This window comes from Labilibaculum manganireducens (assembly GCF_963665805.2).
In the GTDB taxonomy this organism is placed as follows: Bacteria; Bacteroidota; Bacteroidia; order Bacteroidales; family Marinifilaceae; genus Labilibaculum; species Labilibaculum manganireducens.
In genome coordinates, this window is the sequence record NZ_CAXXEE010000003.1 from 2,263,757 (window position 1) to 2,276,198 (window position 12,442).

The window sequence follows — 12,442 nt, forward strand, 5'->3', positions numbered from 1 at the left end:
TTAGAAAGATACATTCCTGTTATTTATTTTTTAAAATACCCGCTAAGTTCAGGCACTTTTTGTGTGATTTCACTTTTGGCAAGATCACAAATCCGAAAAGCTCCGCTTGCCGATAGATGTGTGTCGTCATTTCTGCCATCAGGCAAAGACTCATATTCTCCGGCATTGATGTGTAAGTATAATTTTTTTGAAGCATCTTCTCCATAATTGATAAGAAGTTCTTTGGTTAATTTTTGTAAATCAAGCAACGGAACCTGTTCTGATTCTGCAACTTCCCTAACTACCTGTGGATACATGCCATGGCTCTCTTGAAATACACCATTCTCATCAAATTTTCGACGTACTATAGAGGTGGCTAAAACAGGAATACCGCCTTTTTGCCGTGCTTCGCTTACAAAGCGAATCAAATTTTGTCTGTAATCGGTATCTGCATTGGTATATCTGGTGCTGTCCTTTATTTTTTCATCGTTATGTCCAAACTGAATAATCACATAATCTCCGGTTTGCATATTTTCCAAAACCTTGGCCCATCTTCCTTCATCCCGAAAGCTTTTTGAACTGCGTCCGTTTACAGCATGATTTTCCACATGTATGCCTTCATTTAAATACAGAGGGAAGATTTGACCCCAGCCTCTTTCCGGATTTCCATTCGCGAATGGTTTATTGGCCATTGTAGAATCACCAACAAGAAAAATGTTAGTCTCTTTTTTTTGTGTACAAGAAAATGCAAACAAAATCAGTAATAAAATGATTGTTTTGGATAGGTACTTCATTTTGAATGTTTTTAATTTTTATATGATGTTTGAAAATAATTTATCTCCTTGTCAATTGTATTTGGTTCATTCTTCGTTCGCTAACGCTTGCCTGGCTCGCCAGCAGTTCGCCGCTTATAATAAAAAGAATAAAAGCTCTTTGCATTGATGTATTGCTAGTCGGCCTGATTTTCCCCAACACCAGCATCTGTTCTTTTTACTTCCTGAATAGTTCCGTCTTCGTTAAAATAAAGGTATTCAGCACAACATTGACGCTGTGTTTTATCGCAGGTTGATTTTGTTTTAAGCCAGCGGTGGTAGAATAAAATCCATTGTCCTTTAAATTCAACAATTGAATGGTGATTATTACTTTCCCCTTCCTGCTGCATAATAACGCCCTGGTATTTCCATGGGCCGATAGGAGATTTGGACATGTAATAGGTAAGGATTCTGTTATTTTCAGGCATGGTATAATAGTAATTTCCATTTCTTTTAAATACCCACGGGCCTTCTCTTTTTGGATTGTATCCGCCCATATCCATTTTAATCAGATCACCTTTAACGCTAAGCATATCGTCAGCCATTTCTGCAACAAAATAGTCGCCTCCACCATTAAAATAGATGTAGGCTTTGTCATCATCATCTACAAAAAGACAAGGATCGTTGGCGTAAGGTTTTTTCCATAAAGGGGCTCCAATTGCATCAACAAAAGGGCCTGTTGGAGAATCACTTACTGCAATTCCTAATCCCATCCATTTTGTGCTGTTTTTAGAATTTACACGATCTTTAAAACCGGTGCCGGCAGGGAAACAGAAATAATATTTACCATTTTTATAGGCACAATCGGGAGCCCAGGCGAAATTATCTGCCCACGAAAGATCATCAACCGATAAGCAGGCGCCATGATCGGTCCAATTCACCAAATCGGAGGAGGAGAACACGTGCCAGTCTTTCATGAAAAAATCAGGCTGACATTCTTCATCATGGGAAGTATAAAGGTACATTTTCCCATCTTTCCATACATGGCCTGAAGGATCTGCAGTTTTGATACTGCTGCCAAAATTAAGTGGGTTTTGAGCAAAGGATATTGATGTATTTAGCAGCAAAAATATCAATGCTATTTGTATTGCAAACTGTTTCATCCTATTCTTGTTTTATATAGTAATGGTTGGTATTATTTTTTAATGCGTTTTTTCATTGAAAAAGTGTCCGGCATGTTGCTATTCATTAAGCAGCTGATCGTGTTGCCAGAGCAAACTGTCAATCGGAATTCTGGTTAACTCTGCATCTTCTTTATTGGTAGCATAGGATACGTATAGGTAATCACCCCAGATCACACTTTTGGGATAACTGTATCCAATTCGCTTGTATTTTCCCTTACATCTCATGGGCTGAAGATCTTCGTTACCGCTGCGCAGTAAGTAAGCATGATCAAATGTAAAACCGTCTTTACTTAAAGTGATTGCAAGAGGAAACCGACTTTTGTTTCCCGAAGGATTATTAACCATAAAGGCTGTGCCGTTGGGTAAATTTCCTGCACTCTGCTTCGCTCTGGAATCTGGTGTGTCAACAATTACAGGTGTAGTCCAGCTTAAACCATTGTCCTTGCTAATTGAAGCAAGTTTTTTAAAACTATTGTCTTGATCCCGGAAAATCATGACAATGGTGCTGTCTTTTCTGTAAAACCAACTGGGTTCAATTTCCCGGCTTATATTTTTATTGTTTGCAGGCATGTTAATCATTTTTCCGGATGTCCAACCCGATACACCAAGCGGATCATCAGTATAAAATGGTGTAACTATCAATCCGGGCTGCATATGAAAAGCGGTAATAAGTCTGCCGGTTTTTAATGCATGAACATCCTGTTCAATAATTCCTAAAATAGGTTGTCCATTGCTGTTTGTAAGAGGTTTTGGCGATTTCCAATGTGTCCCATCGATTGATGTAATGTATTCGGTATAACCTTCTTTAGCTCCCCCGTTGTTATTGGGCCAATTACAAATATAAGCCACAAGGGTAGTTCCGTCACTCCACCATCCACCGCTTGTTTTTATTCCGTGCTTCCATTTTTTGGTTAATGCAGATGGTTTACTCCAGTCTTTTCCATTTTTACTTCTGCTGTAAAAAACCTGAGTATCTTCACCATCTTCATCAACCGATGAACTTTGCCATTGTGCATAAAGCATTCCTTTAAACGGAAACAGTACTACTCCGTGATTGTATTTATTATCGTTGCTTTGCGGTGCAAATATTGTTATTGTTTCAAGCCCCTTGGCGAAATGGAGTCCCAGAGTTTCGGGCTGATCAAACTTAAAGAGAGAATGTACCTTAAAAGGAACATCGTATTCCTGAGCATGCAGGGACAGTATCAGAAAAAATTGAGGTAAAAGTTTAATGATATTTTTAAGTGAAATCATAATTCTCTGTAAAAAGTTATTATCTGCAGTATCTGGTACTGGTTTGGCAGTTATTTTGCATTTACTTTTTTTCTCCATTCAGGATATTTTTTCAGGAGTTTTTCAGGAGTATCGGTATACCAGCCGTAACCATTTCGGCGTTCGTAACTAATCTCAGCCAGAGAGTTTCTTTTAATTCCATCGCGGCTGCAGAAATAAGGCTTGCCTGTTTCTAAATCGTAAAAACGGGCCCATAATGGGGAAGCATTTTTATCTTTAACGATAATTTGATTCTTCTTCCCGTTTTTATCAGTTTCCTGCGTTAATTTTACTCCTTCTATTTTGTTGGCCTCGAACCATTTTACAGCTCCATTAACAGCAGCAATAATTTCCTTGGAAGGCATATCTATCTTCATTAATAAAAGTGCTATATTGACCGATTCGCCGCCACTAAACGATGCCAATTCGTATGCACGTGCATTAGCCGGAGCGAATGTTTTTTCATCGTGCTGAGCACACCATACTGTTGGTTGACCATTTACAACTATCTGGGTTTTAAGAATACATTGAATCCCTTTGTCGAATGCTTTTTTGGCTTTGTCCTGTTGGTTTTTATTTATTTGTAAGGAAGAAAATTCTTTACTGTCGTCAAGTATTTGAAACAAAAATTTCATGGTATTTACCATTGCATCATCATTATAGGTAATATGGTCTGCATAATCACCTTTGTAAGGATAAAACTGTGGCCATCCGCCATTTTCGTATTGCGAAATAAAAATATAGTTAAGTCCTTTTTCAAATGCCTGTTTGTATCGGTCATCACGAAAATGAGAGTATACTTTAGCCAGAAACCGCAGTTCTGATATCGTTGCACCGTTATCGAATGTGGCGCCAATTTCAGATTTATCCTGAATATAATGAGCTTTCTCTGATTCAGAAAATGCGTGATGATAAGGCTTGTTTTTTTCCCATCCTCCAATTTCTTTTTGACTAAGCAACACGTTTTCTGCCACCAATTTCGCATCCTCGGTTCCATACCATTCGGCAGGCATTTTGGTTGATACCTGTTTCCATTTCAGACTCAAATAATCCTGAGTTGTTTGCCTGTTTTTTGCTGAAACAGAAGTTATTGTCAGAACCATGATCATTGAGATCAAATAAATATTTTTCATGTGTTTATGATTATGATTTGTTTTTTGTTGCCATATAAAACTCCCAAATTACACTCATTCTCCTGTGTGTACTTTTTATAGGGTTGTTTCATAGATTTTTGTTTTTACTTTGATTTGGCCGGCGAAAAATAAGTAGTGATTATTTTCTGTTTTTCTTCAATTATATCTCCGTTATTATTGATTCCAACGGCGAATAATTTTTGGTTGTACTCTCCTTTAATTTCGAAATATGCGAAATCCTGAAAGGCAATTTTCTTTATTTCATTGATCATGAGGGGGACAGGAGTGATCTTTAAATAAGTTTCCAAAGCTGATATAACTGCTTTAGGTAATTCACCAAATGTAATATCTGATTCGGATCGCATGATCTTCCCGTCGGTCAGAACTAAGAGCCGCAGTTCTTTTGACGATTCGAGTTTCAAATTAATGTTGTAGATAATATTTGACTGGGTTATCATTTGGTCAATATTATTGACCGGAATCTGAGGATAATTAGCCGCAAGCGTATTTTTCACAGATTTTGGAAGATCGTTGAATTTTATATTATTGGAATTTAAAATGTCATCTTCGTTATGTTCCAGGTTGATTTTTGGAATTTGAATGTTCCCAACCGTGTTTGTTCCCGAATAATTTTCCTCATTTTCCTGAACATTTGAAAAGCTCATGTTTTGCAGGTTTTTTACAAATGAACCTTTAAAGGTAGAAAACTTGGAATCACGGACATTTACATTATAAATCAAATTTTTACTGTGGCCGTTAAGAAGAAAAGCCCGGCCACAATTTTCGGCATTAATTTTATCGAGATGAATATTATATAACAATGGGCTGGAATCGGATAGGTTTGAACTGTTGTTAATATTGCTAAGCAAAAATGAACCGGTAATCTGATCTGCCTGAATATTTTTTAAAAATATCTCGTGGAGCTTTCCTTTTAGTCCGGCATTGGCGAAAATACGCAAAGCTGTTTCGCTTGTGTCAATTTTTAAATCAGACAGGAAAATATGATTGGCTCCGGCTTGTGTTTGAGAGCTGATAATTACTGCCGAATAAAGAACATTTTCGAAAACTGAATTTTGGATTACGATATTCTTTGAAGCACGATTGTTTGGGATTTTAACCCGCCCAGAAAGAATCTTTACTCCATCGTCAACAAATTGAAATTTTGTACTGTCAACAAGAATATTTTCACTGCTTTCCAATCCAATTCCAATCTGGTCGTATCCATGACTGCTGATTAAGCACTTTTTAATCGTTACATGTTTGCATAAAATTGGGTGAATAACCCAAAAAGGGGCATTTTTAATGCTTACTCCCGAAATATTTATTCGGGAACATTCCAAAAAAGTAATCAAATCCGGGCGGATAGAGTGGCCATTCCCAAATTTACGGTTGATGGGTTTCACATTAGTATTTTCCAGCTTTTTCAATAATTCCCAATCTTTTCTTTCATGAAATTTCATGCTTTTCCATACAGGATCGTTTCCCTGACCGTCGATAATACCTTTGCCGCTTATCTGTATGTCGCTTGCATCTTTTGCATAAATCATGGATGAATAGTTCATGCATGGAATGCCGTTAAACCAGTTGTAAGCTAACGGATATATTTTAGGTTTCGCTATAAATTTGAGTTCAGCACCTTCTTCCAAGTACAAATTTATTTTACTTTTCAGAACAATAGGTCCGGTATAATGAATTCCAGGAGGAATTAGAATTGTACCACCACCAAGTTCATAAACATGGTCAATTGCTTTCTGGATTCTTTGAGAATCATCCTTAGATCCAAAATCGATCAGACGTAAAGTATCTGTTGGGATTTTTGCAGACTGTATTTCATTTCTGACTGAATCGGCATATTCCCAGCCATTGGAACTTTCAGGAACCAATTCATTGGATGCATTTTCTTTTTGCCTGTTACAAGCCAGCAATGCCATAATAAGAGCAATACATGAAATAGGAAGTCGCATAACTTTTTTTTGCTAATATAAACGAAAGTCTTATAAACAGGCTGTTATTTTCTGTCATTAACTGTTATTGACCTATTCATTTTTTGTTTTTATGTGTTATTAAAAATGATTTAGTAACTTTCGCAGGACAACCGTAATATCTACCATGAGTAACAATTTCGATGACAATTTCTGGCTGAGTAAAATTGCCGGCAGCAAGTATTTTACATCTGCGAACGATGTTCGATTGCTTCGTTATTTGGTAAGCGCAACACGCGAAGATAAAATTCTAAAAGAAACAGTTATTGCCATTGACGTTTTCGGACGTGATGCTTCATTCGATCCCGGATCGGATTCTATTGTGCGTTCCAATATTTACAATCTGCGTAAAAAGCTCAATTCTTACTATCTGGATGAAGGAAATCATGATGCTGTGCGGTTTGTAATTCCTAAGGGGAGTTATCGTGTTGTATTTGAGGTGACAGAAATAGAAAAAATTGAGCAAAAACCAGAATTGAAAGAAGTAAAACCAAATTCGATGAGTCTCAAATTCTTATTTCCGGTTTCTTTTATTCTGATGTTGATTTTTGCATTCCTTTATTTTTCAGGCAATAGAAACTTTAACACTCAAAAAATAGAAACTGAAAATCCGGTTTGGGATTACTATTTGCAATCGGAAAACCCGCTGATGATCGTTTTGGGTGATTATTTTATGATGCAAAAAACGCGATTCCCGGATAGCAGCTTCAATTACGTTCGTAATCCGGAAATAAACAGCCAAAACGACTTTATGGCCTATCTGGATAAAAATCCGGAGCAAAAAGCCAGTATGAAAAAATTGGGGCAAAGTTATTTTGGTGAAGAAATCCCCAACTGTTTTTTTCAATTGGTACAAATTTTTCAAAAAGCGCACAAACCATTTAGTATGAAATATGCTTCGGAATTATCATTGAGTGATGTTCGGATGAATGACCTGATTTTTGTAGGCGATTTTGGCACTTTGGGAGTACTTAATCCTTTTTTCGCAAAAACAGGGTTTCATTATTCCAACTTACCCCCGGCAATTTTTATTTTAAATGAACAACAAGATACCACAGAGTATATTTCTCTAAACAATCCTGATCGATCGGTATTCCAGAATGATTACGCAATAGTCTCCAATATTTCGGCTTACGACGGAAAAAAAATCATGTTTTTTGTTTCTTTTCTGCCATTTGGCAAATCGGAAGCATTGTATAAGTTGAGCGAAACATCATTTCTGACTGAACTGACAGATAGTGTTGCTTCTTTTCCAGATGACTGGAACCTGATAATGAAAATTTCAGGTTTGCAATCTACCGGATTCTACTATGAAATTATAAAGTTTGGCAGTATTGAATAAGCTGCGGTTAAGGATGATGACAGGCTGACTTCAAAAGTGAATTAACCACAAAAAAAACAGCAGTATGCCAGCTTTAAGCCAATATACTGCTGTTTAATTGATATGCTAAATCAAATATAAAATAAGATTTGACCGGATTGCTAAATTGAAGAACTAACTTCAAAATCATCCTACCGACGCAATCCGGTCAAAATCAACCCACTATTAAATCTTACTTACGATTCCATCCACCACCTAACGAAAGGTATAATTTAACGATGGAATTTAATTGTTGGAATTTTGTATCGATGGTATTAATCTCGGAAGAAAGGGCATTGCTGCGAGCTGTCAACACTTCAATATAAGTCGTGTTTTGGTAGCCGTTGTTCAGCAATTCTTCAGAATATTCAACAGCCTTTTTTAAAGCTTCCAATTCCATTTTCTGGATTTCGTATTTCTTTTGTTCAGACTGATAGCTGTACAATGCATCAGATACTTCTTTTCCGGCATTTAGTATCGATTTTTGAAAATTGTAACGTGCTTCGGCTTGTTGTGCTTTGGCTACTTCATATCGGGTTCTGATGTTTCGTTTGTTAAAAAGTGGTTGGGTCAGATTCCCAATCGCATTGCTAAATAAAGAGGACGTACTGAACCAATCATCGAAATTGATACTTTCCAAACCTGCACTTGCACTAATACTCAAACTAGGGTAGAAATTGCTGCGGGCAACATTGGTCAGCTCAAAAGCATTCATCAAGCCATATTCAGCAACCATCACATCTGGTCGGTTTCTTAAAAGCTGTGCAGGAAAACCAGTTTGCAATTCAGCCGTAATCTTTTGATCGTCGAGTTTTCCACGAACAATAGTTCCTGCATTTTGTCCCAGCAAAAGAGAAATAGTGTTCTCTAATAGATTCACATTTTCTTCTAAATTTAAAAGAAGAATTTGAGTGCTGTACAGTTGTGCTTCAGTTTGTTTCACAGCAGCTTGGGTAACTTGTCCGGCTTCTTTCAGGCTTTTCATTGTTGCCAAACTCTCAGTTCTGTTTGTTACTGTTTGTTTTGCAACATCAACCTGAGCATCTAAGGCAATTAACTGAAAATAAGCAGATGCCAAATTGCCAACTAAAGAACTTTCTACAGCTCTTCGCGAAGCTTCGCTTTGCAAATAACCTGCTTGACTAGCTCTTTTGTTGCTTCTGATTTTTCCCCAGATATCGGCTTCCCATGAAATTGTACCTGTTAACTGGTAATTTTCGTATTCGGCACCATTTCCACCTGCCGCAATTCCAGTCAGGCTGTTGTCTGATGCTTCATAATGCCCCCCATTAGCACTCATGCTAAGACTTGGCAGATAACCCATTTTTCCTTGTTTGTAATAGGCTTCGGCAGCATTTACACGCTCAATTGCCATCAAGTAATCCAAATTGTTATCCAAAGCTTTATTAATTAAACTTTGCAGGTTCGCATCGGTAAACAATTCTTCCCAAGGCATGCTGGCAAGAGTCGCTGAATCAGTAGTTGAAACGTTGCGGTACTGATCTGAATTCTCTAGCTCCGGTTGCTGATATTTTTTGGCAACAAAACAGGATTGCAGACTGAATGCCGTTACAACCAGACTAAGTATTATATATCTTTTCTTCATCATTTCTTTCTCTATATTATTCTGCAGTTTCCAATTCGTTGTCTTCCGGTTTTGGCGCTCCTGTAATTTTTTCCTGAATTGTCTGGAAAATCACGAAGAAGGCAGGAATTACAAACACACCAAACAGGGTTCCAATTAACATTCCACCAACAGCACCTGTACCTATTGAGCGGTTCCCAACTGCACCGGCTCCATTTGCGAGCATCAATGGTACAATTCCCAGAATAAATGCGAACGAAGTCATTAAAATAGGACGTAAACGTGCTTTTGCTCCCTCAACGGCTGCCTGCATCAATTCCATTCCCTGACGTCGACGCTGTAAGGCAAATTCCACAATCAGGATGGCATTTTTTGCCAGCAAACCAATTAACATGATCAAGGCCACCTGGAAATAAATGTTGTTTTCTAATCCAATCATCTTCACAAAAAAGATGGCTCCAAATATCCCGATAGGAAGTGATAGAATAATGGAGAAGGGTAATATGTAACTTTCATACTGCGCTGCAAGTAAGAAATACACGAATATCAAACTCAGTGCAAAAACTAAAATAGCTTGATTTCCTGCTTTTTGTTCCTCACGTGTCATTCCAGAGAATTCATACCCGTAGGTTGATGGTAATGTTTCTGCTGCAACTTCCTGAATAGCTTTAATGGCATCCCCGGTACTGTAACCAGGATTCACATTGCCGTTAATGGTTGCTGAATTGAAAAGGTTGAAACGGTTAACAACATCAGGACCATTTACTTTTTTCATGTTTACAAACTGACTTACCGAAACCAATTCACCTTGAGCATTTTTAACAAACACATTATTCATCGATTCAAGGGTTTCACGATCTTCGGGAGCAGCCTGAATCATCACACGGTACTGTTTTCCGAACCGGTTAAAGTCGGCAGCATACCAACTTCCATAATATCCCTGGAGAGTAGTAAATAAACTACTTACCGATATCCCTGCTTCTTTTACTTTCTCTACATTTATTTCCATCTCATATTGAGGGAATCCTGTATTAAAAGAAGTTCTCGCATATTTAATTTCCGGTCGTTGGTTTAATGCCCCCAGAAATAGACCACTTTTGGCCATCAAATCGTCAAATTCTCCATTCGACTTATCCTGTAAACGCATTTCAAAACCATCAGAATTACCAAAACCACGAACAGTTGGAGGTGCAAAGAAAAGAATTTGAGCTTCGTTTATTCCAGCTGTCATTCCAAATAATTGCCCAACTATTGCATCTACTTTTTGATTGTCCTGTTTTCGTTCTTTCCAGTTTTTTAATTTAATTACAGCGAAAGCTTTTGAGCCACCTCTGGAGCCACTTAACATACTAAAGCCAACTACAAACATTTTTTCCTGAACAACATCAATACGATTGATAATTGCTTCTACTTTGGAAACAACTTCACCTGTTCTATCCAAAGTACTTCCGGCAGGTAATGAGATGTCACAGAAAATAACTCCTTGGTCTTCGTTTGGTATAAATCCTGTAGCAGTAGTTTTGAAAAACCATCCAGCCAAGGAGATGAAAATGACTAATATTACACCAGTTAACCATTTTCTCTGAATTAAATAGCGAACCGAGTTAGCGTATCGATTAGTCATTACATCGAATCCTGTATTGAACGAAGTGTAAAATCTTTTTAGTAAATTTTGCTTATGCTCTTCACTTGGTTTATGTGGCTTAAGTAAAAGAGCACACAATGCAGGACTTAAGGTTAATGCATTGATTGCTGATATTACAATAGCAACTGCAAGTGTGATTGCAAACTGTTGGTAGAAAGCTCCTGTTGAACCTTTTAAAAAGGATACCGGAATAAACACTGCCGACATAACCAAAGTAATGGAAATAATTGCGCCGGTAATTTCGCTCATGGCCGATATAGTAGCTTTTTTAGCACTCTTCGCACCGTGATCAAGCTTGGCGTGAACCGCCTCAACCACAACAATGGCATCATCAACAACAATACCAATTGCGAGTACTAAAGCAAACAGTGTCAGCATATTAATAGAGAAGCCAAAGAGGTTCAGAAAGAAGAATGTTCCAACAATTGCCACTGGAACTGCTATTGCAGGAATCAAGGTTGATCTAAAATCCTGAAGGAAAAGAAAAACCACTAAAAATACCAAAAGGAATGCTTCAATTAAGGTAGAGATTACTTTACTGATTGATGCATCTAAGAATTCATTGGTATTGAATGGAATCACATAGTCAACTCCTTTAGGAAAATTCTTTTTAGCAGATTGCAGTGTGCGTTCTACTTCTTTAATAATTTCCTGTGCATTCGAACCTGAAGTTTGATATACCGCAACTGCTACTGATGGATGACCATTGGTAATATTATTGGTAGCATAACTAAAGGCACCCAACTCAACTTTTGCAACATCTTTCAGGCGAAGGAAATCACTGTTACCTTCCGAACGAAGAATAATATTATCGTATTCTTCTTTTGTAGAAAGTTTTCCTTTGTAGCGAATAACATATTCGAATGACTGAGATGAATTCTCTCCAAATTTACCAGGAGAAGCTTCCAAATTCTGCTCATTCAAGGCGCTGACTACATCCTGAGGAGTAAGACCATAAGCGGCCATTTTTTCAGGTTTCAACCAAATTCTCATCGAATAATCACGTGAGCCAAAAACGCTGGCATCACCTACACCATTAACCCTTTTGATCATTGGGATTAGGTTGATACGAGCATAATTCTCAATAAATGTTGCATCTAAATCTTCGTTTTCGGTAAAAACGGAAAAGAACATCAAAACACTATTCTGAACTTTTTTTGTGGTTACTCCAGTTTGAATTACCTGTTGCGGCAATTTGCTGTTTACTGTTGCTACTTTATTTTGAACATTAACTGCTGCAATATCAGCATTGGTTCCTAATTCAAAGTAAACACTTATGGTTGCACTTCCATCGTTACTGGCAGTAGATGACATGTAGGTCATGTTTTCTACACCATTAACGGCTTCTTCTATGGGAACAACAACACTTTTCAGCAGAGTTTCTGCATTGGCACCAGGGTAAGTAGCAGAAATCTGCACGGTTGGAGGTGCAATATCAGGGAATTGCTCTCTTGGTAAAGTAGAGAGTCCTAAAACTCCCAAAATTACAATGAGTATAGATATTACAGTCGACAATACCGGCCGTTCAATAAATTTTCTTAACATGAAAT

The 12,442-nt window shown here is 37.5% G+C and carries 8 protein-coding genes; 1 reads left to right on the forward strand and 7 read right to left on the reverse strand.

Annotated elements, in window-relative coordinates; translation table 11 throughout:
* Nucleotides 1-23: 23 nt before the first annotated feature.
* The 5 genes from ACHZAX_RS08660 to ACHZAX_RS08680 all read right to left on the reverse strand — a co-directional run bounded on the left by ACHZAX_RS08660 (nucleotide 24) and on the right by ACHZAX_RS08680 (nucleotide 6,284).
* Complete coding sequence (locus ACHZAX_RS08660) at nucleotides 24-773, reverse strand: rhamnogalacturonan acetylesterase (protein WP_320018806.1); 750 nt, start codon at nucleotides 771-773, stop codon at nucleotides 24-26.
* 155 nt (nucleotides 774-928) lie between these two features.
* A complete protein-coding gene (locus ACHZAX_RS08665; protein WP_320018807.1) occupies nucleotides 929-1,894 on the reverse strand; it encodes a family 43 glycosylhydrolase in 966 nt (321 codons plus the stop codon).
* 78 nt (nucleotides 1,895-1,972) lie between these two features.
* Nucleotides 1,973-3,247: a sialidase family protein gene (locus tag ACHZAX_RS08670; protein ID WP_320018808.1), complete on the reverse strand. Its 1,275-nt coding sequence runs from the start codon at nucleotides 3,245-3,247 to the stop codon at nucleotides 1,973-1,975.
* The gene (gene pelA, locus ACHZAX_RS08675) at nucleotides 3,220-4,320 is read right to left on the reverse strand and encodes a pectate lyase (RefSeq protein ID WP_320018809.1); all 1,101 of its coding nucleotides are present in this window, start codon (nucleotides 4,318-4,320) and stop codon (nucleotides 3,220-3,222) included. Before pelA ends, ACHZAX_RS08670 begins: the two co-directional genes overlap by 28 nt.
* Nucleotides 4,321-4,424: 104 nt before the next feature.
* A complete protein-coding gene (locus ACHZAX_RS08680) occupies nucleotides 4,425-6,284 on the reverse strand; it encodes a glycoside hydrolase family 28 protein (protein ID WP_320018810.1) in 1,860 nt (619 codons plus the stop codon).
* Between the two features lie 145 nt (nucleotides 6,285-6,429).
* Between ACHZAX_RS08680 and ACHZAX_RS08685 the strand changes: the two genes are divergently transcribed.
* Nucleotides 6,430-7,644, forward strand: a complete 1,215-nt coding sequence (locus tag ACHZAX_RS08685) for a helix-turn-helix domain-containing protein (RefSeq protein WP_320018811.1) — start codon at nucleotides 6,430-6,432, stop codon at nucleotides 7,642-7,644.
* A 211-nt stretch (nucleotides 7,645-7,855) separates the two neighbouring features.
* Here ACHZAX_RS08685 and ACHZAX_RS08690 read toward each other — a convergent pair whose 3' ends face one another.
* Complete coding sequence (locus tag ACHZAX_RS08690) at nucleotides 7,856-9,271, reverse strand: TolC family protein (protein WP_394698252.1); 1,416 nt, start codon at nucleotides 9,269-9,271, stop codon at nucleotides 7,856-7,858.
* Nucleotides 9,272-9,284: 13 nt separating this feature from the next.
* Entirely contained in the window at nucleotides 9,285-12,437 is a 3,153-nt protein-coding gene (locus ACHZAX_RS08695) for an efflux RND transporter permease subunit (RefSeq protein ID WP_320018813.1), read from the reverse strand.
* Nucleotides 12,438-12,442 lie beyond the last annotated feature (5 nt).